Below are 20,889 nucleotides of genomic sequence, written 5' to 3'. Positions count from 1 at the left end.
ACACCGGCAACGGTGTCCCCCTCTTCATGAGGCCTCCTGAGGACCCCGTCATGTACCAGCTGTTCTTCCGTCTCGTCTTCCAGCACATGGACCCCGAGAAGGCCCACCACCTGGCCTTCCGCTGGATCCGCCGCGCCGCTCGCACCCCCGTCCTGCGCACCTTCGTGGCCGCCGCCCTCGCGCCGCGCTACAAGGAGCTGCGTACGCAAGCCCTCGGTCTTCGTATGCACGGCCCCTTCGGGCTCGCCGCGGGCTTCGACAAGAACGCCCTCGCCGTGGACGGCATGGCGATGCTCGGCTTCGACCACATCGAGATCGGCACCGTCACCGGCGAGCCGCAGCCCGGCAACCCCAAGAAGCGCCTGTTCCGGCTCGTCCAGGACCGCGCGCTGATCAACCGCATGGGCTTCAACAACGAAGGCTCGCTGGCCGTCGCCGCCCGCCTGGCCTCCCGCAACCCGGTCTTCAAGACCACGGTCGGCGTCAACATCGGCAAGACCAAGGTCGTACCGGAGGAGGAGGCCGCCGCCGACTACGTGAAGTCGACCGAGCGCCTCGCCGCCTTCGCCGACTACCTCGTCGTCAATGTCTCCTCGCCCAACACCCCGGGCCTGCGCAACCTCCAGGCCACCGAGGCGCTGCGGCCGCTGCTCACCGCCGTGCGCGAGGCCGCCGACCGCACCGTGCGCGCACGCCGCGTCCCGCTCCTGGTGAAGATCGCCCCCGACCTCGCCGACGAGGACATCGACGCCGTCGCCGACCTCGCCGTCGAACTCGGCCTGGACGGCATCATCGCCACGAACACCACGATCTCCCGCACGGGCCTCACCACCCGGGGCGACGTCGTGCAGGAGGCCGGCGGACTGTCCGGAGCGCCGCTCAAGGAGCGCTCCCTGGAGGTCCTGAGGCGCCTCTACGCGCGCGTGGGCGACCAGGTCACCCTCGTGGGCGTCGGCGGCATCGAGACCGCAGAGGACGCCTGGCAGCGCATCCTCGCCGGCGCCACGCTCATCCAGGGCTACTCGGCCTTCATCTACGAAGGCCCGTTCTACGCCCGCGCGATCCACAAGGGCCTCGCCGCCCGGCTGAACACCTCCCCGTACGCCACCCTCGCCGACGCGGTCGGCGCCGACGTGAAGAAGGCGGAAGCCGCATGACCGAGCCGCAGCAGCCCTTCGGCGCCCGCCTGCGCCGCGCCATGGACGAGCGCGGCCCGCTGTGCGTCGGCATCGACCCGCACGCCGCCCTGCTCACCTCCTGGGGTCTGGGCGACGACATCGCGGGCCTGGAGTCCTTCACCCGTACGACGGTCGAGGCCCTGGCCGGCACGGTCGCGGTGGTGAAGCCGCAGTCGGCGTTCTTCGAGCGGTTCGGCTCGCGCGGCATCGCCGTCCTGGAGCGCGCCGTCGCCGAGCTGCGGGCCGCGGGCACCCTGGTGGTCATGGACGCCAAGCGCGGCGACATCGGCTCCACCATGGCCGCGTACGCGCAGACCTTCCTGCACCAGGACTCCCCCCTCTTCTCTGACGCGCTGACGGTCTCGCCCTACCTCGGGTACGGGTCGCTGAAGCCCGCGGTCGAGCTGGCGCGCGCGTCCGGCGCGGGCCTGTTCGTCCTCGCGCTCACCTCCAACCCCGAGGGCGGCGAGGTGCAGCACGCCGTGCGCGCGGACGGGCGCACCGTGGGCGCCACGATGCTCGCGCACCTGGCCGAGGAGAACGCGGGGGCCGAGCCCCTCGGCTCCTTCGGCGCGGTCGTCGGCGCGACCCTCGGGGACCTGTCCTCCTACCAGCTCTCCGTCAACGGCCCGCTCCTCGCGCCGGGCATCGGGGCACAGGGCGCCACGGCCGCCGATCTGCCGACCGTGTTCGGCTCCGCCGTCCGCAACGTCGTACCGAACGTGAGCCGGGGCGTCCTGAAGGCCGGACCCTCCGTCCCGGCGCTGCGCGAGGCGGCCGTGCGGTTCGCGGACGAGGTGCGTGAGGCGGTCGACGGCGCCTGAGGAGAGGCGCCCGGGGGTGGCACTCCGTGCCGACCTCGGGCCCCGCGTCCGAATCCTGACCGATTTACTGGTTGTTATGTCGGGAATGCGCGGCTCGTGCGAGGCTGACCAGGACTTTTCGTTCGTTCTCGCTGACTCTGGCGGCCTTGGCCGCTAGTCTCCGTCGAGAGGTGTGGGGCGAGTAGGTTCCTCACCGGTCCGTATCCGACAGTTTCGACATCCGAGGTGACGTAGGCGTGGCTCTTCCGCCCCTTACCCCTGAACAGCGCGCAGCCGCGCTCGAGAAGGCCGCCGCGGCTCGCCGGGAGCGGGCCGAGGTCAAGAATCGACTGAAGCACTCCGGCGCCTCCCTCCACGAGGTCATCAAGCAGGGCCAGGAGAACGACGTCATCGGCAAGATGAAGGTCTCCGCCCTCCTGGAGTCCCTGCCGGGCGTGGGCAAGGTCCGCGCCAAGCAGATCATGGAGCGGCTCGGGATCTCCGAATCCCGCCGGGTGCGCGGTCTCGGCTCCAACCAGATCGCCTCCCTGGAGCGCGAGTTCGGCAGCACCGGGGCCTGAGCGGCACGGTCCGGCCCCCGGGCTGGTCCGGGCAGTCCGGAACAACTGGAATAATCGCTGCATGAGTGAACGTCCGCGGCTGACCGTGCTCTCCGGCCCCTCGGGGGTCGGCAAGAGCACGGTCGTCGCTCATATGCGCAAGGAACACCCCGGGGTCTGGCTCTCGGTGTCGGCGACGACCCGCAAGCCGCGCCCCGGCGAGCAGCACGGGGTCCACTACTTCTTCGTCACCGACGAGGAGATGGACAAGCTGATCGCCAACGGCGAACTCCTGGAGTGGGCCGAGTTCGCGGGGAACCGCTACGGCACTCCGCGTCGCGCCGTCCTCGATCACCTCGAGGCGGGCGAACCGGTGCTGCTGGAGATCGACCTCCAGGGCGCCCGCCTGGTCCGCGAGTCGATGGCCGAGGCGCAGCTGGTCTTCCTGGCCCCGCCGAGCTGGGAGGAGCTGGTCCGCCGGCTCACCGGGCGCGGCACCGAGGCCCCCGAGGTCATCGAGCGCCGGCTCGGGGCCGCCAAGGTCGAACTGGCCGCCGAATCGGAGTTCGACACCACCCTGGTCAACACCTCCGTCGAGGACGTGGCGCGTGAGCTGCTAGCCTTGATGAAAGTTGTTTGATATTTACCTCACTCGGGACCCCGGTCCCGGCCCCCATCGGAAGGCAGAGCGTGTCCTCTTCCATCACCGCGCCCGAGGGCATCATCAACCCGCCGATTGATGAGCTTCTCGAGGCAACCGACTCGAAGTACAGCCTGGTCATCTACGCCGCCAAGCGCGCGCGTCAGATCAACGCGTACTACTCGCAGCTCGGCGAGGGCCTCCTCGAGTACGTCGGCCCGCTGGTGGACACGCACGTCCACGAGAAGCCCCTCTCGATCGCCCTGCGTGAGATCAACGCGGGCCTGCTGACGTCCGAGGCCATCGAGGGCCCCGCGCAGTAAGTCCGCAGGCTTTCCCACAGGCCCGACAGCCCGGCTGTCGGGCCTGTGGTGTGTCATGGAGTCGTACGTCGTCCAAGCGCAGGGGAGAACCGGTGGAGTCGAAGCCGAAGGTCGTTCTGGGGGTCAGCGGCGGGATCGCCGCCTACAAGGCGTGCGAGCTGCTGCGCAGGCTGACCGAGTCCGGCCACGACGTGCGCGTCGTCCCCACGGACGCCTCGCTGCACTTCGTCGGCGCCGCTACCTGGTCGGCGCTCTCCGGCAACCCGGTCTCCACCGCGGTCTGGGAGTCCGTCCACGAGGTCCCGCACGTGCGTATCGGCCAGCATGCCGACCTGGTGGTCGTCGCCCCGGCCACCGCCGATCTGCTCGCCAGAGCGGCCCACGGCCTCGCCGACGACCTGCTCACCAACACCCTGCTCACGGCCCGCTGTCCGGTCGTCTTCGCGCCCGCCATGCACACCGAGATGTGGGAGCACCCGGCCACGCAGGAGAACGTCGCCACGCTGCGCCGCCGCGGCGCCCTCGTCATCGAGCCCGCCGTCGGCCGCCTGACCGGCGTCGACACCGGCAAGGGCCGCTTCCCCGACCCGGTGGAGATCTTTGAGTACGTCCGCCGAGTGCTTGCCCGCGGCGCCGGCGCGGCCGGCCCCGACCTGGCCGGCAAGCACGTCGTCGTCAGCGCGGGCGGCACCCGCGAGCCCCTCGACCCGGTCCGCTTCCTCGGCAACCGCTCCTCCGGCAAGCAGGGCTACGCGCTGGCCCGCACGGCGGCCGCCCGCGGCGCCCGGGTCACCCTGCTCTCGGCCAACGCGGCGCTGCCCGACCCGGCGGGCGTCGACGTGGTCCACGTGGGCACCGCGGTCCAGCTGCGGGAGGCGGTCCTGAAGGCAGTCGCCGACGCCGACGCGGTCGTCATGGCCGCGGCCGTCGCGGACTTCCGCCCCGAGGTCTACGCGAGCGGCAAGATCAAGAAGAAGGACGGCGAGGAGCCCGCCCCGATCGCCCTCGTCCGCAACCCGGACATCCTCGCCGAGGTCGCCGCCGACCGCCGGCGCGCGGGCCAGGTGGTCGTCGGATTCGCCGCCGAGACCGACGACGTCCTCGCCAACGGCCGCGCCAAACTCACCCGCAAGGGCTGCGACCTGCTCGTCGTCAACGAGGTCGGGGAGCGCAAGACCTTCGGCGCCGAGGAGAACGAGGCCGTGATCCTCGGCGCCGACGGCACCGAGACGCCGGTCCCGTACGGCCCCAAGGAGGCGCTCGCGGACCGGATCTGGGACGAGGTCGTCCGGCGTGTCTGAAAACCCGGCGATTCCGGGCGCCCAGTAGTCTTCCGAAGACCGTTCGTCGTATCGGAGAATGCGGTGTCGCAGGTCACAGCGTTTCCATCTACCGAGACGCGGGGTCCGGCGGCCGAGCGTGACCGATAAACTGGTCTCGGACACCGCCGGGCGCAGCTCCCGGCAGTCCACCAATGATCAGCCAGCAGCCGCTGCAACCACAGGGAGCGTTGTGTCCCGTCGCCTGTTCACCTCGGAGTCCGTGACCGAGGGTCACCCCGACAAGATCGCTGACCAGATCAGCGACACCATCCTCGACGCGCTGCTGCGGGAGGACCCCACCTCCCGCGTCGCCGTCGAGACGCTGATCACCACCGGCCTGGTCCACGTGGCCGGCGAGGTCACGACCAAGGCGTACGCGCCGATCGCGCAGCTCGTGCGCGACAAGATCCTGGAGATCGGCTACGACTCCTCGAAGAAGGGCTTCGACGGCGCCTCGTGCGGCGTCTCGGTCTCGATCGGGTCGCAGTCCCCGGACATCGCGCAGGGCGTCGACACGGCGTACGAGAACCGGGTCGAGGGCGATGACGACGAGCTGGACAAGCAGGGCGCCGGCGACCAGGGCCTGATGTTCGGCTACGCGTGCGACGAGACGCCGGACCTGATGCCGCTCCCGATCCACCTCGCGCACCGCCTGTCGCGCCGCCTCTCCGAGGTCCGCAAGAACGGCACGATCCCCTACCTGCGCCCCGACGGCAAGACCCAGGTCACCATCGAGTACGACGGTGACAAGGCGGTCCGCCTGGACACGGTCGTGGTCTCCTCCCAGCACGCCTCGGACATCGACCTCGACTCGCTGCTCGCCCCCGACATCCGCGAGTTCGTCGTCGAGCCGGAGCTGAAGGCGCTCCTGGACGACGGCATCAAGCTGGAGACCGAGGGCTACCGTCTCCTGGTCAACCCGACCGGCCGCTTCGAGATCGGCGGCCCGATGGGCGACGCGGGCCTCACCGGCCGCAAGATCATCATCGACACGTACGGTGGCATGGCCCGCCACGGCGGCGGCGCCTTCTCCGGCAAGGACCCGTCCAAGGTGGACCGCTCCGCCGCGTACGCGATGCGCTGGGTCGCGAAGAACGTGGTGGCCGCCGGTCTCGCCGCGCGCTGCGAGGTCCAGGTCGCCTACGCGATCGGCAAGGCCGAGCCGGTCGGTCTCTTCGTGGAGACCTTCGGCACGAACACCGTGGACACGGACACCATCGAGGCCGCGATCACGGACGTCTTCGACCTGCGCCCGGCCGCGATCATCCGCGACCTCGACCTGCTGCGCCCGATCTACTCCCAGACGGCCGCCTACGGTCACTTCGGGCGCCCGCTGCCCGACTTCACGTGGGAGAAGACGGACCGCGTGGACGCGCTGCGCAAGGCCGCGGGCCTGTAGTCCCGGCTCCGACGCCGCCAAGGCCCGGCTCTCCTTCGGGAGGGCCGGGCCTCCGGTGTTTTCCCGGGCCGTCCGGTGTCAGTCCTCTCTGGTAGGAATGCAGCTGTGAGCAGCGAGAACGACACGCCCGGACAGCCCGGCGGCGGCGAGCCGGAGCAGCTGGCGTTCATCCGGGAGAGCGTGCGCCGGGCCAAGGCGCCGAAGGCGAAGCCGCGGACCTGGCGCGGGGCGGCCCTCGCCAAGGAGCTGCCGGTGGCCCGGGTCCTCGTCGACAAGGGGGTGCTCCACCTCGACCGGTACTTCGAGTACGCCGTGCCGGAGGAGCTGGACGTCGTCGCGCAGCCCGGCGTGCGGGTGCGGGTACGGTTCGGCGCGGGCTCGAAGAACGTGCGGGACGGCCGGCGCGAGGGCGGTGGCCTGATCGACGGGTTCCTGCTGGAGCGGGTCGCCGAGGCCGCGTACCAGGGGCCGCTGGCCGCCCTGGCGCAGGTCGTCTCGCCGGAACAGGTGCTCGACCCCGGGCTGTTGGGGCTGACGCGCGCCGTCGCCGACCGTTACGCGGGCAGCCTCGCGGACGTGCTGCAACTCGCGGTGCCGCCGCGGCACGCCAAGGCGGAGGCACACCGGTTCCCGGCTCCGCCGCCCCCGCCGCCCGCCCCCGCGCCGGGATCGTGGCAGCGCTACGAGCGCGGGCCCGACCTGCTGGCGACCCTGGCCGCCGGCGGCGCGCCACGAGCCGTGTGGACCGCACTGCCCGGGCCCGAGTGGGCCGCCGAGATCGCCCGGGCCGTCCAGGCGACCCTCGCCTCGGGGCGGGGCGCTCTCGTGGTCGCCCCCACCGTGCGGCTCGCGGCGCGGATCGACGCCGCGCTGCGGGAGGCACTGGGGGAGGGACAGCACGCCCTGCTCACCGCCGACGCCGGGCAGCAGCGCCGCTATCAGGAGTGGCTCGCCGTGCGCCGGGGCGCCGTGCGGGCCGTGGTGGGGACGCGGGCCGCCATGTTCGCGCCCGTACGGGACCTGGGCCTGGTCGTGGTGTGGGACGACGGGGACGGACACCACAGCGACGAGCGCGCGCCCTTCCCGCACGTCCGCGAGGTCCTGGAACTGCGGGCCACCCGGGACGGCTGCGCGTTCCTGCTCGGCGGCTGGAGCTGCACCGTCGAAGCCGCCCAGCTGGTGCGCAGCGGCTGGGCGGCGGCGGTCGCCGCGCCCCGGGAAGCGGTGCGCCGCGCCGCGCCGCTGGTGCGCACCGTCGGAGACCTGGACGAGGCCCGGGACGAGGCGGCGCGGGCCGCGCGGCTGCCCAGCATCGCCTGGGACGTGGCCCGGGCCGCCCTGCGCACCGGGCCGGTCCTGGTCCAGGTGCCACGGCGCGGGTACGTGCCCCGGCTCGCCTGCCAGCGGTGCCGGGAGCCCGCCCGGTGCCGGCACTGCGCGGGCCCGCTGGAGGCCCGGGAGGCCACCGGTGTGCTGGCCTGCGGCTGGTGCGGCCGGTCGGAGGCCGGCTGGCAGTGCGACACCTGCGGGGGCACCCGGCTGCGGGCCCAGGTGGTCGGGGCGCGGCGCACCGCGGAGGAGCTGGGCCGGGCCTTCTCCACGGTGCCGGTGCGCACCTCGGGGCGCGAGCAGGTGCTCGACACGGTGCCGGGCGAGCCGGCCCTCGTGGTGAGCACGCCCGGCGCCGAGCCCGTCGCCGAGGGCGGGTACGCGGCCGCGCTGCTGCTCGACGGCTGGGCCATGCTGGGCCGGCCCGACCTGCGGGCGGGGGAGGACGCGCTGCGCCGCTGGATCGCCGCGGCGGCCCTGGTCCGGCCCCAGGAGGCGGGCGGCACCGTGGTGATCATGGCGGAGCCGACGCTGCGTCCGGTGCAGGCCCTGGTGCGCTGGGACCCGGCCGGGCACGCCGTGCGGGAACTCGCGGACCGGGCCGAGCTGGGCTTCCCGCCGGTCTCCCGGATGGCGTCGGTGAGCGGGACCCCAGCCGCGCTCCAGGATTTCCTCGGCGCGGTCGAACTGCCCGGGGATGCCGAGGTGCTGGGTCCGGTGCCGCTGCCCGCCTCCGGACCGGGCGCCGCCCGGCGGCCCGGGGCGCCGCCGGCCGCCGCGCCGGGCGAGCGGGTCCTGGTGCGGGTGCCGCCCGGCAGCGGGGCCGCGCTCGCCCGCGCCCTCAAGCAGGCGCAGGCCGCGCGGATGGCCCGCGGCGGGGTCGAGCCGGTGCGCGTACGGGTGGACCCCCTCGACATCGGCTGACCGGGCGTCAGCCGGGGGTGACGTGCGGCCGTCAGCCGAGAGTGACGTGAAGGCGTTCCTTGAGGGGGACTCGGGGGCGTCGACCGGGTTCGTGCGACGGCGTCAGGTGCGACGGCGTCAGCGGGAGTTGCGCACGGCGTCCGACGCAGCGCTGCCTCCCCGCAGCCGAGGCGGGGAGGCAGTCCGAAAAGCTTGGCTCAACCGTTCCGTGGGCCGGGAAACGCGCCGGGCCGGGCCTCGTCGCGCAGCGCCGGGCTGCCCGCGGTGGGCTGGCTCGGCATGGCGCGGGCGGCGGGCACCGTCGGCAGCGGGCCCGCGCCGAGCGGCAGCGCCGGGCGCGGGGCGGCCGGCGTGTCGGCGGCCCGCTCGGCGTCGGCGGCGGCCTGCGTGACGGCCCTGCGGGCCCCGTAACGGCGGTGCACCGCCTGCTTGGTGACGCCCAGCGCGGAACCCACCGCGTCCCACGAGAAGCCCAGCGAACGGTCGAAGTCCACGGCGGCGGTCACCAGGGTCTCGACGCTGTCGCGCAACTCCTGGGCGAGACGGACGGTCGGGGCGGGGGCCCGTCCGTAGACGACGAACCCCGCGGAGGGGCCGGAGCGGCGCGGGCGGTAGACGTTGCCGAGCTGCGCGGTGAGGGTGCGCAGTGCGTCCACCTGCCGGCGGACCCGCTCGATGTCCCGCACCAGCAGGTGCAGGCTGGCCCGTGCCTGGGCGTCGTGGGTTGCGTGGTCGGCCATAGACAAGCCTCTCGAACCGGCGGTGAAAAGGAGGGGGCCGCGCTCGCCGCAGCGACAACTTCCGCTGCCGACCGAGTGATCACACGAGTGATCACGGCCCCTGGACTGGTCAACTCTCTCTTGACCAACGCGCCATCGAGTACGGGGTCACGCTGTTCGGGCGCATCCGCATATGCGCGGGGCGCACGTTCAGGCGTGCGCCCCATGTGTGGCCGCGGCCGGGCCGCCATAGACTGGTGCGCTGCCCGTGACCCTGCCCCGAGAGGCCGTTACGGCCTCTCCTGTGGATCAGGCTGGGCTCGCGTGCCCCGGCACGCGCGCTCGCGGCGTTGTCGTCCGTCGCGATGGCTCCGCCATCACTCGGTCCTCCGCCTTGCGAGCACACGCACCGGACCCCGTTCCCTGATCCAGCCTGATGCACACGAAAGGCCCCAGCCCCTGATGAAGCTCGTCTTCGCCGGCACCCCCGAGGTCGCCGTACCCGCTCTGGACGCCCTGATCGCCTCCGACCGGCACGAGGTCGCCGCCGTCGTCACCCGCCCGGACGCCCCCGCGGGGCGCGGCCGCCGCCTCGTCGCGAGCCCGGTCGCCGAGCGGGCCGAGGAAGCCGGGATCGAGGTGCTCAAGCCGGGCAGGCCGCGTGACGAGGAGTTCCTCGCCCGGCTCCGCGAGATCGGCCCCGACTGCTGCCCGGTCGTCGCCTACGGGGCGCTGCTGCCGAAGGTCGCCCTGGACGTGCCGGCCCGCGGCTGGGTCAACCTCCACTTCTCGCTGCTCCCCGCCTGGCGCGGAGCCGCGCCCGTGCAGCACGCCGTGATGGCGGGTGACGAGATCACCGGCGCCTCCACCTTCCTCATCGAGGAGGGGCTCGACTCCGGGCCCGTCTACGGCACGGTGACCGAGCCGGTCCGCCCCACCGACACCAGCGGTGACCTGCTGACCCGGCTCGCCTTCGCGGGCTCCGGACTGCTCGTGGCCACCATGGACGGCATCGAGGACGGTTCCCTGCGGGCCGTGCCGCAGCCCGCAGACGGCGTCTCGCTCGCCCCGAAGATCACCGTCGAGGACGCCCGGATCGAATGGAGCGCGCCCGCGCTCCGCGTCGACCGGGTGGTGCGCGGCTGCACCCCCGCGCCGGGCGCCTGGACGGAGTTCCGCGGCGAGCGGCTGAAGGTGCGCACGGCCGTGCTCGCACCGGACCAGGTGGACCTCGCCCCCGGCGAGCTGGGCGTCGGCAAGAAGAACCTGTACGTGGGCACCGGCTCGGACGCCGTCGAACTGCTGTGGGTGCAGGCCCAGGGCAAGAAGCCGATGGCCGCCGCGGACTGGGCGCGCGGGGTGCGCATCACCACGGGCGAGCGGCTCGGCTGAGCCCGCCCGGGGGCCGGACCGCCGGACGGGCCGCCGCGACGTAGGCTGGGAGGGTTCATTCCGGCGTACGACCTCGGCGTACCGCCCGTACGACCCCACCAGCGGAGCACCTTTGAGCGACCAGCCGACCTCGTCGAACCGCCGCCCCAGCACGTCCGGCCCGGCCGGCCGGGGCGGGGGCACCGGGAAGTCCGCAAAGCCGGGCAGGACCGGCAAGCCGCACCGGCGTCCGCAGAAGGACCCGGTGCGCTTCCTCGCCTTCGAGGCGCTGCGCGCCGTCGACGAGCGGGACGCCTACGCCAACCTCGTGCTGCCGCCGCTGCTGCGCAAGGCGCGCGAGAAGGAGGGGCCCGGGAAGTTCGACGCCCGGGACGCCGCGCTCGCCACCGAGCTGGTGTACGGGACGCTGCGCCGCCAGGGCACGTACGACGCGATCGTGGCGGCCTGCATCGACCGGCCGCTGCGCGAGGTCGACCCGCCGGTGCTCGACGTGCTGAACCTCGGCGTGCACCAACTGCTCGGCACCCGTATCCCCACGCACGCCGCGGTCTCCGCCTCCGTCGAGCTGGCCCGCGTGGTGCTCGGCGACGGCCGGGCCAAGTTCGTCAACGCCGTGCTGCGCAAGGTCTCGCGGGACGATCTCGACACCTGGCTGGAGCGGGTCGCGCCGCCCTACGCCGAGGACGCCGAGGAACACCTCGCCGTGGTGCATTCGCATCCGCGATGGGTCGTCTCCGCGCTCTGGGACTCCCTGGGCGGCGGCCGCGCCGGGATCGAGGACCTGCTGGAGGCGGACAACGAACGGCCCGAGGTGACGCTCGTGGCCCGGCCCGGGCGGACCACGGCCGAGGCCGTCCTCGCCGAGGTCGGTGAGGAGTCCGGGCTGCCGGGACGCTGGTCCCCGTACGCGGTGCGGCTGGCCGAGGGCGGGGAGCCGGGGGCGCTCGACGCCGTGCGCTCCGGGCGGGCCGGGGTCCAGGACGAGGGCAGCCAGCTGGTCGCCCTTGCTCTCGCGAACGCGCCGCTGGAGGGCCCGGACGAGACGTGGCTCGACGGCTGCGCGGGCCCCGGCGGCAAGGCCGCGATGCTGGCCGGGCTCGCCGCACAGCGCGGGGCGCGGCTGCTCGCCGCCGAGAAGCAGCCGCACCGCGCCGGGCTCGTCGCGAAGGCGCTCGACGGGAACCCGGGGCCCTACCAGGTGATCGCCGCCGACGGCACCCGCCCGCCGTGGCGGCCCGGCACCTTCGACCGGGTCCTGGTGGACGTGCCCTGCACCGGGCTCGGCGCGCTGCGCCGCCGCCCCGAGGCACGCTGGCGGCGGCGTCCGCAGGACCTCGAAGGGTTCGCCCCGCTCCAGCGGTCCCTGCTGACGATGGCGCTGGAGTCCGTGCGCGTCGGCGGTGTCGTCGGGTACGCGACCTGCTCGCCGCACCTGGCCGAGACGCGGGCCGTCGTCGACGACGTGCTGAAGGCCGCCGGCGGCGCCGAACTGCTCGACGCGCGGCCGCTGATGCAGGGTGTGCCCGCCATCGGGGACGGCCCCGACGTCCAGCTGTGGCCGCATCTGCACGGCACCGACGCCATGTACCTGGCGCTGATCCGCCGCACCGCCTGACCCCGCGGGGCCGGGCTGCGGCGGCCCGGCAGGGCACGGCTCGGCATCGGTTGGGCGGACAGGTACGGACCGGGGCGGGCGCGGGGCGCCGGACATGGCAGGGTGGGGGCATGGCTCAGATCAACCCCAGCATCCTGTCCGCGGACTTCGCCCGCCTCGCCGACGAGGCGCGGGCCGTCGAGGGCGCCGACTGGCTCCATGTCGACGTCATGGACAACCACTTCGTCCCCAACCTCACGCTGGGCGTGCCGGTCGTAGAGTCCCTGGCACGGGCGACGCAGACGCCGCTGGACTGCCATCTGATGATCGAGGACCCCGATCGGTGGGCACCGCAGTACGTCGAAGCGGGGGCCGGTTCCGTCACCTTCCACGCCGAGGCGGCCGCCGCCCCGGTCCGCCTGGCCCGCGAGATCCGGGCCAAGGGCGCCCGCGCCTCCATGGCCCTGAAGCCGGCCACGCCCATCGAGCCGTACGAGGACCTGCTGCCCGAGCTCGACATGCTGCTGATCATGACGGTGGAGCCCGGCTTCGGCGGCCAGGCCTTCCTCGACCTCATGCTCCCGAAGATCCGCAGGACCCGGCAGCTCATCGCCAAGCACGGCCTCGAACTGTGGCTCCAGGTCGACGGGGGCGTCTCCGCGTCGACGATCGAGCGGTGCGCCGAGGCCGGGGCGGACGTCTTCGTCGCCGGATCGGCCGTATACGGGGCGGACGACCCGGCCGAGGCGGTCCGTGCACTGCGCACCCAGGCGCGGGGCGCGACGGCATCGGCGGCGTGGGCATGCGACCACTGAGCCACGGATACGTGAACGCCGTCCATCAGGGCTGATCAAGCCCGCAGGATCTGCAAGGATGAACGGCGTATCCCGGTTGTGAACGCAGTGAGTCGTGCAGAAGAGCAGTGAGGAGATCGCCGTGTCCGCATCATCGGCAGGTCGGTCAGCCCTGCGGATGGGACCCGCGGAGCTGGTGCAGGCGGCGGCCATGGCCCGTCGCTTCTACCTGGAGGGCAAGTCCAAGATCCAGATCGCCGAGGAGTTCGGCGTCAGCCGCTTCAAGGTGGCCCGGGTCCTGGAGACCGCCCTGGAGCGAGATCTCGTCCGTATCGAGATCCGGGTCCCGGCCGAGCTGGACGCCGAGCGCTCGGACGCGCTGCGCGCCCGGTACGGCCTGCGGCACGCGGTGGTCGTGGAGTCGCCCGCCGAGGCGGAGGAGTCCCCCGACCCGGAGAACCTCGGCGAGGTCGCCGCGGACCTGCTCGGCGAACTGGTGAACGAGGGCGACGTCCTCGGCCTCGCCTGGGGCCGCTCCACCATCCACATGGCCGCCGCCCTCGACCGGCTCCCGCCCTGCACCGTCGTGCAGCTGACGGGCGTGTACGACGCCGGGACCGCCGAGCGCGGCTCGGTGGAGGCCGTGCGGCGCGCCGCCCAGGTGTCGGGCGGGGACGCGCACCCCATCTACGCGCCCATGCTGCTGCCGGACGCCGCCACCGCGTCGGCGCTGCGCAACCAGACCGGGATCGCCCGCGCCTTCGAGTACTTCGACAAGGTCACCGTGGCCTGTGTGTCGATCGGCTCCTGGGAGCCCGGCATCTCGACCGTGCACGACATGCTCAGCGACGAGGAGCGCGCGCACTACGCGTCCCTCGGCGTCGCCGCCGAGATGTCCGCCCACCTCTTCGACGCGCAGGGCCGGCGGGTCGGGCGTGACCTGGGGGAGCGGTGCATCACGGTCGAGACCGACCGGCTGCGGCGGATACCCGAGGTCGTCGCCATCGCCGGCGGCCAGCGCAAGGCCGCCGCCATCGACGCGGTGCTGCGGTCCGGGCTGGTGACCAGTCTGGTCACCGACACCGCCGCGGCCGATTTCCTGCTGGCGGCGGGGGCCGCGCCGAAGCCGGCGCTGCAGCGGGCCGATCCGGATGAGTGAGCCGGTGTCCCGGGGCTCTGTCCCGGACCCCGCTCCTCGATCGCCGGAGGGGCTTGAGGCGGCCGTGCGCTTCCTTGAGCTGAGCGACGTCACGGACAAGGCCGCCTTCATGGAGCGCTGTGCCGTCGCCCTGGACCTGCCCGACTGGTTCGGGCGGAACTGGGATGCGCTGGCCGACTGTCTCGCCGACCCGGGTCTTCGGCCCGGGACCGGGGACGGCCTGGTGATCGTCGTGACCGGATGGCAGAGCTTCGCGGACCGCCGTCCACGGGAGTGGGCGACGGCCCGGGACGTGTTCACCGAGGCGGTACGGCGCCGGCGCGGCACTCCGGGCGCCCTCACGGTGGCGCTCGGCCTCGGCTGAGCCGCCCGCGCCCCGCCTCGCTTGGATGATCATCTGAGGCGGCGCCCCGACCTTGGGACGTTCGGCCCGGAGACGGAGCCGCGGCAGCCGTGGGAAAATGAAGTACGTGCTTTGTGCCCCGGAGGGCTCCTCCCGGGGGCCCCTTCTACCGACTGGGATGTCCGCACGTGCGTTTCCTCAATGACATCAAGCCCGCGTACGACCTCACGTACGACGACGTCTTCATGGTGCCGAGCCGGAGCGCCGTCGGCTCCCGCCAGGCCGTCGACCTCTCCTCGCCGGACGGCACGGGCACCACGATCCCGCTGGTCGTCGCCAACATGACCGCGATCGCCGGACGCCGGATGGCCGAGACGCTGGCCCGCCGCGGCGGCCTCGTCGTCATCCCCCAGGACATCCCGATCGAGGTCGTCACCGAGGTCATCTCCTGGGTCAAGACCCGCCACCTGGTGCTCGACACCCCCATCATCCTGGCGCCGACGCAGACCGTCGCCGACGCCCTCGCGCTGCTGCCCAAGCGCGCGCACAACGCGGGCGTCGTCGTCGACGACGAGCTGCGCCCCGTCGGCGTCGTCACCGACCAGGACCTGACCGGCGTGGACCGCTTCACCCAGCTCTCCGAGGTCATGTCCCGCGACCTGCTGCTGCTCGACGCGGACATCGACCCGCGCGACGCCTTCAACAAGCTGGACGGCGCCAACCGCCGCTACGCCCCCGCGGTCGGCAAGGACGGCAAGCTCGCCGGCATCCTGACCCGCACCGGCGCCCTGCGCGCCACCCTCTACACCCCGGCCACCGACGCGGACGGCAAGCTGCGCGTCGCCGCCGCCGTCGGCATCAACGGCGACGTGGCGGGCAAGGCCAAGCAGCTGCTGGACGCGGGCGTCGACACCCTCGTCATCGACACGGCCCACGGCCACCAGGAGTCGATGATCAGCGCCGTGCGGACCGTGCGCGCGCTCGACCCGCAGGTCCCGATCGTGGCCGGGAACATCGTCGCCGCCGAGGGCGTCAAGGACCTGATCGAGGCCGGCGCGGACATCATCAAGGTCGGGGTCGGCCCCGGCGCCATGTGCACCACCCGGATGATGACCGGCGTCGGCCGGCCGCAGTTCTCCGCCGTCATGGAGTGTGCCGCCGAGGCCGCGAAGTACGGCAAGCACGTCTGGGCCGACGGCGGCGTCCGCCACCCGCGCGACGTCGCCATGGCGCTCGCCGCCGGCGCGTCGAACGTGATGATCGGCTCCTGGTTCGCGGGCACCTACGAGTCCCCGGGCGACCTCCAGCACGACGCCAAGGGCCGCGCCTACAAGGAGTCCTTCGGCATGGCCTCCGCGCGGGCCGTGAAGAACCGGACCTCCGAGGAGTCCGCCTACGACCGCGCCCGCAAGGCGCTCTTCGAGGAGGGCATCTCCACCTCCCGGATGTTCCTCGACCCGGAGCGCCCGGGCGTCGAGGACCTGATCGACTCGATCATCGCGGGCGTCCGCTCGTCCTGCACGTACGCCGGTGCCCACTCGCTCGCCGAGTTCGCGCAGAAGGCCGTCGTCGGCATCCAGTCCGCCGCCGGCTACGCCGAGGGCAAGCCGCTGCACGCCAGCTGGAGCTGACCGCGCGGGGCGGCGCCGGTCAGCGGGCCGGTGCCGCCCACGCCGCCTCGATGCACTTGCCGCCCGGCGCCGGCAGCACGGCGAGCCGCTCGGCCAGCCGCTCCACCATGTGCCAGCCGAAGCCGCCTCCGCCGCCCAGGTCCGGGGTGCGCGGCACCGGCGGGCGCGGGTCGCCGTCCTCCACGGCCACCGACAGGCCGCCCGCGTCCACCCGCAGCCGCAGGCGCCCGAGGGCGCCGGTGTGCCGGGCCGCGTTGGTGACCAGCTCCGAGACGACGAGCAGGACCGCGTCGGCGTCGGCCCACGGGCAGTACTCGGCGAGGAACCCGGCTGCCGCGCTCCTGGCCTGTGTCCCCGTCACGGGGCCGTCCACCACGATCTCCATAGCGGACAGCTACCCCACCGCCGGATCTTCAAGGTCCCCGGCCGCGGCCTGCGGGGCGGGGGCGAGGACGGTGTCGAGGCCCGTGATGTGGAAGATCCGCTCGACGACGGCGGAGGGGCGGCGGACGGCCAGTTCGGCGCCGCGCTCCTGGAGCGCGGCGCGGGCCCGCAGCAGCACGTTGATGCCGCCCGAGTCGAGGAACTCCACGCCCGACAGATCGAGGGTCACGGTGGTGCCGGCCGGGGCGGCGAGCGCCGTCACCGCGGCGAGCAGCTCGGGGGCCGTCTCGTAGTCCAGGTCGCCGGTGAGCGTCACGACGGGTCCCTCCGGCCCGTCCGCGCCGGTACACGACAGGACGGCGCGGGGCCCGTCGGGTATGGACTCGGGTGCCGCGTGCGTCATCGGCTTCTCCGTACGGTCAGTGCGAGTGTGTCGTCCGGGTGCAGGATCACGGTGTGCATCTCCTCGGCGAGCGCGCCGGGGATCTCCTCGGTCGGGCGGCCCCGGTGGCGGACGGCCGCCGACACGAGCCGGCGCTCGCCCTCGTAGGGGTCGCGACGGCTCTCGGTCAGGCCGTCGGTGTAGAGCACGAGCAGGTCGCCGGGGGCGAGGTCCTCGTGCCAGAGCCGGTCGCTGCCGGCCATCGGGTAGCCGATGCCCCGGCCGCGTACCTCAAGGAAGCGGGCCTCGCCGTCCTCGGAGACGACCAGGGGCGGCGGATGGCTGCCGTTGGCGAGGACGATGTGGCCCGACCCCGGATCGATCCGGGCCAGCAGGACCGTCGCCATCAGCTCGCGGTCGTAGGGGAGCAGGATCTCGTCGGTGCGGGCCACGATCGTCTCCAGCGGGTGGCCCTCCAGCGCGAGCGTGCGGACGGCGTGCGTCACGTTCAGGGCGCTGCTGGTACTGGTCAGGCCGTGGCCGAGCGCGTCGACGACCGTGATGTGCACGGTGCCGTCGGGGAGCTGGAACCAGTCGTACAGATCGCCGCCGGTCGGGGCGTCGGTGCCGGCGGGCGCGTAGTGGATGGCCAGTTCGAGCCCGTCGACCTTCATCGGCCCGGGGCGCAGCGCGTCCTCCAGCTCGCGGAGCATCTGGCCGTGGGCGCGGCGCAGTTGCTCGTCGCGCTCCTCCAGCTGGACGTAGAGGGCGAGGACCCCGCTGTTGGTCTCGTCCAGTTCGTGGGTGAGCCGGCGCCGGTCCGCCTCCAGGGCGTCGGCGCGGGCGACCGCGACCCGCAGCTCCTCCTCCAGGAGTTCGGTGGGGGAGGGCGCGGCGGACTCCAGGTCCGGCGGGCGGCGCTGTCCGGGCAGCGGCACGCGCCACACCGTGGTTCCCGCCTCGTGCACGGCGGGCAGCGGCAGCGCCTCGACCGGTGCCGCCCACGGCGTCCGCGGGGCGTGCAGACGGACCGTCAGGGACTGGCGGTGCGTGCTCTGTTCGTACGCCGACTCCAGCGTCACGGGCCGTCCCGCCCGCAGTTCGGACTCCGCGACCCGCGCCACGGAGAGCGCCAGCCGGGTGCGCAGCTCGGCGGAGAGCCGGAAGGTGACCGCCAACGCCCGTACGGCGGCACGCAGTTCGGCCGCCGTACGGTGGGTGGTGCGCTGAGCGGGCGCGGCTGCCCGGTCGGTCATGAACTCCTCCTAGCCGCCCCGGTGACGAGGGCGGTCGCATCATCCCGGACCGAACGATAGCCATGGCCCAGAGCGGCGGCGAGCAGCCGGGGCGGCAGCCCCAGCAGGAACGGCGTGGCCGTCTCCGCCCAGCGCGCCGCGATCCCGTCGCTGTGCAGGACCGCCGCGCTCGTGTCGGGCATGGGCAGCGTGACCGGCCGCGGCCGCGGCATGTTCCAGCCGACGACGCCGGGCTGCCCGGCGGCCCGGGGGCCGGTGCCGTCGTGGCCGACGAGCAGCAGCCGTATGTTGCCCACCCCGCAGTGTTCGAGGGTGCCGGGCCGCAGCCGGATCAGGCCGACGGCGGCGCCGCGGCCACCGCGCAGCGCCCGGTCCATCGCCGCCAGCAGCTCGGGCAGCGGCCGCTCGGGGCCCTCGTGGAAGACCCGCACGGCGGCGGCGCTCGCCTCGGCGGCCTCGGCGCCGTGGCCGAGCCCGTCCACGACGGCCGCCGTCCGGCCGCCCGGCGCATCCGCCACGGCCGCGCTGTCCCCGCACTCGTCCTCGCCGAGCAGGGGCAGACAGAGCAGGCCGACGTCGGCCCGGGCCGGACCGGCGTCGGGGTGCAGGAAGCGGGCGCAGATCAGGGTGCCGGCGCCGGGCAGGGTGCGCAGCGTCAGCTCGTCGGCGAGCCGGCGCAGCGCGCCCATGCCGGAGCCGAGCGTCCCGGTGGTGCTGTACCCGTCGACCATGGCCCGGTCGGGGCGGGTCATGCCGGGGCCCCGGTCGACGGCGACCACGTCGATCCCGCCGCCCTGCGGATGCCGCTGCACGTAGACGGCCCCGCCGACCGCGTGCCGCAGCAGATTCCCGGCGAGTTCGCTGGTCAGGACCGTGGCCCGCTCGACGGGGGTGGGGCCGAGACCGGCCGCCCGCGCCGCGTCCCTGGCCAGCGTCGCCGCGTGGTGCACGGCGCTGGAGTGGTCGACGACGACGTGCGCGGTCACGGCGGCGTCGGCGAAGACCGTCACCGCACCGTCCAGCGCGCCACGGTGACGGTGGTGCCGAGGCCGGGCCGGGTGTCGAGGTGGAACTCGTCCATCAGCCGCCGGGCACCGCCCAGGCCGTGGCCCAGGCCGTTGCCGGAGGTCCAGCCGTCCGTCATCGCGGCACCGATGTCGGGGATGCCCGGTCCCTCGTCCTGTATGACGAGCCGGATGCCGTCACCGCCGCGCCGCTTGAGCAGCTCCACGGTGAGGGTGCCGCCGCCGCCGTGGATGTAGGCGTTGCGGGCCAGTTCGCTGGCGGCGGTGACCACCCGGGTCTGGTCGACCAGGCCGAAACCGCACTCGACGGTGGCCGCGCGCACGGCGTGACGGACCGTCAGGAGGTCGTCCTCGGAGCGCACTTCGTACTGGCGGCGGACGGTCACCTGGGCCGCCGCCGCGGGACGCAGGTGTGCGGCGAGCTCATCCGACATGGTCACGGCCTGGGCCCTCCGGGGTCCGCTGCCAGCCGAGCGCGGTCAGCCCCTGCTCGGCGTTGAGTGCCGTCTCCACACCGGTGAGCTGGATGCCCAGCTCGACCAGGGTGATGGCGACGGCGGGACGCATGCCCGCGACGATGACCCGGGCGCCCAGGAGCCGGGCCATGTTGGTGAGCTCCATCAGGGTGCGGGCCACGAACGAGTCGATGAGTTCGAGGCGGGAGATGTCGATGAGCACGCCGCGGGCGCGGTCGGCGACGATCCGCTCGGTCAGCTCGTCGGTGAAGGCGACCGCGGACCGGTCGTCCAGCTCGTTCAGGAGCCCGGTCACCAGGACGTCGGCGAGCCGCAGGATGGGAACGCCCGTGGGGCGCGGGGTGGTCACCGCGGTGCCGATCCGGTCACGGTGAAGCCGACGTCCGGCTGATCGGTCAGTTTCACCGCGTCGGCCAGCGCGTCGGCCAGCGTCGCGCGGGTCAGGATGGTGGACAGGTCGATTCCCAACTGGGCGATGGTCTGGGCGATGGGCGGCCGGATGCCGCTGATGACGCAGTCAGCGCCCATCAGACGGACCGCGTTGACCGTGTGCATGAGGTGCTGGGCGACCGCCGTGTCGACGGTCAGCACCCCGGTGATGTCGATGATGGCGATCTTGGCCTCGTCGTCCTGGATCGCCTGGAGCAGCGACTCCATGACGATCTGGGTGCGGGCCGTGTCCAGCGTGCCGATCAGCGGGACGGCCAGCACCTGGCGCCACAGCCGCACGACCGGCGTCGAGAGCTCCATCAGCTGGCGGCTCTGGCGCTGGATGATCTCCTCGCGCCCCTCGACGTAGGTCTCGAAGGAGAGAGCGCCCGCCGCGTCGAGCATCCGGTTGACCACGACGGCGGCCGAGAACAGTTCGCTGCTGTCGCGGGTGGTGTGCTGCACCGCCGCGAGCAGCGCCTCCTTGAGGGAGAGGACGGCGAGGGAGGTGTCGGTGGGGGTCGCCCCGGCCCGCACCCGGCGCAGGGAGAGCTGGACCACGGTCGTCCGCAGGTTGTGGTGGGACGTGACGAGCCGTGCGACCGGCGTGTCGCTGGCCAGCGCCTCGGTGAGGGCGTCGATGAGCAGATGCGCCTCCTCGCGCAGCTCGCTCTCGGTCATGTCGGTACCGAGGGCCGCCTGCTCCAGCTGGAGCAGCGTCCACCGGTCGGCGATCTGCCCCTCCTGGTCGCGCAGCGCCTCGAGCAGCAGATTGCGGATGTCGGTTTCGCTGGTACTCACAAGCCCGTCTCACACCGTTCTTCTCT

22 protein-coding genes are annotated in these 20,889 nt (G+C 73.6%); 14 read left to right on the top strand and 8 right to left on the bottom strand.

Annotated features, from left to right (window positions below):
• The first annotated feature begins 50 nt into the window (after nt 1-50).
• The 8 genes from ABZY33_RS15375 to ABZY33_RS15340 all read left to right on the top strand — a co-directional run bounded on the left by ABZY33_RS15375 (nt 51) and on the right by ABZY33_RS15340 (nt 8,478).
• Entirely contained in the window at nt 51-1,157 is a 1,107-nt protein-coding gene (locus ABZY33_RS15375; RefSeq protein ID WP_356492064.1) for a quinone-dependent dihydroorotate dehydrogenase, read from the top strand.
• The gene (gene pyrF, locus ABZY33_RS15370) at nt 1,154-2,002 is read left to right on the top strand and encodes an orotidine-5'-phosphate decarboxylase (RefSeq protein WP_356492041.1); all 849 of its coding nucleotides are present in this window, start codon (nt 1,154-1,156) and stop codon (nt 2,000-2,002) included. The genes ABZY33_RS15375 and pyrF overlap by 4 nt, the downstream gene beginning before the upstream one ends.
• A 236-nt stretch (nt 2,003-2,238) precedes the next feature.
• Complete coding sequence (locus ABZY33_RS15365; RefSeq protein ID WP_026246651.1) at nt 2,239-2,562, top strand: integration host factor; 324 nt, start codon at nt 2,239-2,241, stop codon at nt 2,560-2,562.
• A 61-nt stretch (nt 2,563-2,623) separates the two neighbouring features.
• Nucleotides 2,624-3,181: a guanylate kinase gene (gene gmk / locus ABZY33_RS15360; protein ID WP_356492040.1), complete on the top strand. Its 558-nt coding sequence runs from the start codon at nt 2,624-2,626 to the stop codon at nt 3,179-3,181.
• Between the two features lie 50 nt (nt 3,182-3,231).
• Nucleotides 3,232-3,504, top strand: a complete 273-nt coding sequence (gene rpoZ, locus ABZY33_RS15355; RefSeq protein WP_005319902.1) for a DNA-directed RNA polymerase subunit omega — start codon at nt 3,232-3,234, stop codon at nt 3,502-3,504.
• 92 nt (nt 3,505-3,596) lie between these two features.
• Nucleotides 3,597-4,805 (top strand): bifunctional phosphopantothenoylcysteine decarboxylase/phosphopantothenate--cysteine ligase CoaBC, encoded by a 1,209-nt coding sequence (coaBC, locus tag ABZY33_RS15350; protein WP_356492039.1) that lies wholly within the window; start codon nt 3,597-3,599, stop codon nt 4,803-4,805.
• 211 nt (nt 4,806-5,016) lie between these two features.
• Nucleotides 5,017-6,225, top strand: coding sequence for a methionine adenosyltransferase (gene metK / locus ABZY33_RS15345; protein WP_356492038.1), 1,209 nt, complete (start codon nt 5,017-5,019; stop codon nt 6,223-6,225).
• A gap of 105 nt (nt 6,226-6,330) precedes the next feature.
• Nucleotides 6,331-8,478, top strand: coding sequence for a primosomal protein N' (locus tag ABZY33_RS15340; protein WP_356492037.1), 2,148 nt, complete (start codon nt 6,331-6,333; stop codon nt 8,476-8,478).
• 197 nt (nt 8,479-8,675) lie between these two features.
• Here ABZY33_RS15340 and ABZY33_RS15335 read toward each other — a convergent pair whose 3' ends face one another.
• Nucleotides 8,676-9,218 (bottom strand): hypothetical protein, encoded by a 543-nt coding sequence (locus ABZY33_RS15335; protein ID WP_356492036.1) that lies wholly within the window; start codon nt 9,216-9,218, stop codon nt 8,676-8,678.
• Nucleotides 9,219-9,659: 441 nt separating this feature from the next.
• On the opposite strand from ABZY33_RS15335, the gene fmt reads away from it, so the two are divergent.
• The 6 genes from fmt (at nt 9,660) to ABZY33_RS15305 (ending at nt 16,110) form a co-directional block, all read left to right on the top strand.
• Nucleotides 9,660-10,589, top strand: coding sequence for a methionyl-tRNA formyltransferase (gene fmt / locus ABZY33_RS15330; protein WP_356492035.1), 930 nt, complete (start codon nt 9,660-9,662; stop codon nt 10,587-10,589).
• A 244-nt stretch (nt 10,590-10,833) separates the two neighbouring features.
• On the top strand, nt 10,834-12,204 hold the full coding sequence (locus tag ABZY33_RS15325; protein ID WP_356492063.1) for a transcription antitermination factor NusB: 1,371 nt from the start codon (nt 10,834-10,836) through the stop codon (nt 12,202-12,204).
• Between the two features lie 110 nt (nt 12,205-12,314).
• On the top strand, nt 12,315-12,998 hold the full coding sequence (gene rpe / locus ABZY33_RS15320; protein WP_356492034.1) for a ribulose-phosphate 3-epimerase: 684 nt from the start codon (nt 12,315-12,317) through the stop codon (nt 12,996-12,998).
• 157 nt (nt 12,999-13,155) lie between these two features.
• Nucleotides 13,156-14,136: a sugar-binding domain-containing protein gene (locus ABZY33_RS15315; RefSeq protein WP_356492062.1), complete on the top strand. Its 981-nt coding sequence runs from the start codon at nt 13,156-13,158 to the stop codon at nt 14,134-14,136.
• A 64-nt stretch (nt 14,137-14,200) separates the two neighbouring features.
• Nucleotides 14,201-14,500: a barstar family protein gene (locus tag ABZY33_RS15310; RefSeq protein WP_356492033.1), complete on the top strand. Its 300-nt coding sequence runs from the start codon at nt 14,201-14,203 to the stop codon at nt 14,498-14,500.
• 167 nt (nt 14,501-14,667) lie between these two features.
• The gene (locus ABZY33_RS15305; protein WP_356492032.1) at nt 14,668-16,110 is read left to right on the top strand and encodes a GuaB1 family IMP dehydrogenase-related protein; all 1,443 of its coding nucleotides are present in this window, start codon (nt 14,668-14,670) and stop codon (nt 16,108-16,110) included.
• Nucleotides 16,111-16,129: 19 nt separating this feature from the next.
• On the opposite strand, the gene ABZY33_RS15300 is transcribed toward ABZY33_RS15305, so the two are convergent.
• From ABZY33_RS15300 to ABZY33_RS15270, 7 genes are read right to left on the bottom strand one after another with little or no spacing between them, the layout of a single operon-like run.
• Entirely contained in the window at nt 16,130-16,495 is a 366-nt protein-coding gene (locus ABZY33_RS15300; RefSeq protein WP_356492031.1) for an ATP-binding protein, read from the bottom strand.
• Nucleotides 16,496-16,504: 9 nt separating this feature from the next.
• Nucleotides 16,505-16,897, bottom strand: a complete 393-nt coding sequence (locus ABZY33_RS15295) for an STAS domain-containing protein (protein WP_356492030.1) — start codon at nt 16,895-16,897, stop codon at nt 16,505-16,507.
• Nucleotides 16,894-18,132: a PP2C family protein-serine/threonine phosphatase gene (locus ABZY33_RS15290; RefSeq protein ID WP_356492029.1), complete on the bottom strand. Its 1,239-nt coding sequence runs from the start codon at nt 18,130-18,132 to the stop codon at nt 16,894-16,896. The genes ABZY33_RS15295 and ABZY33_RS15290 overlap by 4 nt, the downstream gene beginning before the upstream one ends.
• Nucleotides 18,129-19,142 carry an ATP-binding protein gene (locus ABZY33_RS15285; RefSeq protein ID WP_356492028.1) on the bottom strand — a complete coding sequence of 338 codons (1,014 nt, stop codon included), beginning with the start codon at nt 19,140-19,142 and terminating at the stop codon, nt 18,129-18,131. Before ABZY33_RS15285 ends, ABZY33_RS15290 begins: the two co-directional genes overlap by 4 nt.
• Entirely contained in the window at nt 19,139-19,591 is a 453-nt protein-coding gene (locus ABZY33_RS15280; RefSeq protein WP_356492061.1) for an ATP-binding protein, read from the bottom strand. Before ABZY33_RS15280 ends, ABZY33_RS15285 begins: the two co-directional genes overlap by 4 nt.
• Complete coding sequence (locus tag ABZY33_RS15275; RefSeq protein WP_356492027.1) at nt 19,581-19,982, bottom strand: STAS domain-containing protein; 402 nt, start codon at nt 19,980-19,982, stop codon at nt 19,581-19,583. Before ABZY33_RS15275 ends, ABZY33_RS15280 begins: the two co-directional genes overlap by 11 nt.
• Nucleotides 19,979-20,863: an STAS domain-containing protein gene (locus ABZY33_RS15270; RefSeq protein ID WP_356492026.1), complete on the bottom strand. Its 885-nt coding sequence runs from the start codon at nt 20,861-20,863 to the stop codon at nt 19,979-19,981. The genes ABZY33_RS15275 and ABZY33_RS15270 overlap by 4 nt, the downstream gene beginning before the upstream one ends.
• Nucleotides 20,864-20,889: the final 26 nt, after the last annotated feature.

This window comes from Streptomyces sp. NPDC006552 (assembly GCF_040611655.1).
In the GTDB taxonomy this organism is placed as follows: domain Bacteria; phylum Actinomycetota; class Actinomycetes; order Streptomycetales; family Streptomycetaceae; genus Streptomyces.
Note: the sequence above shows the minus strand (reverse complement) of the source record. Positions and strands in the feature narration are given on the sequence as shown.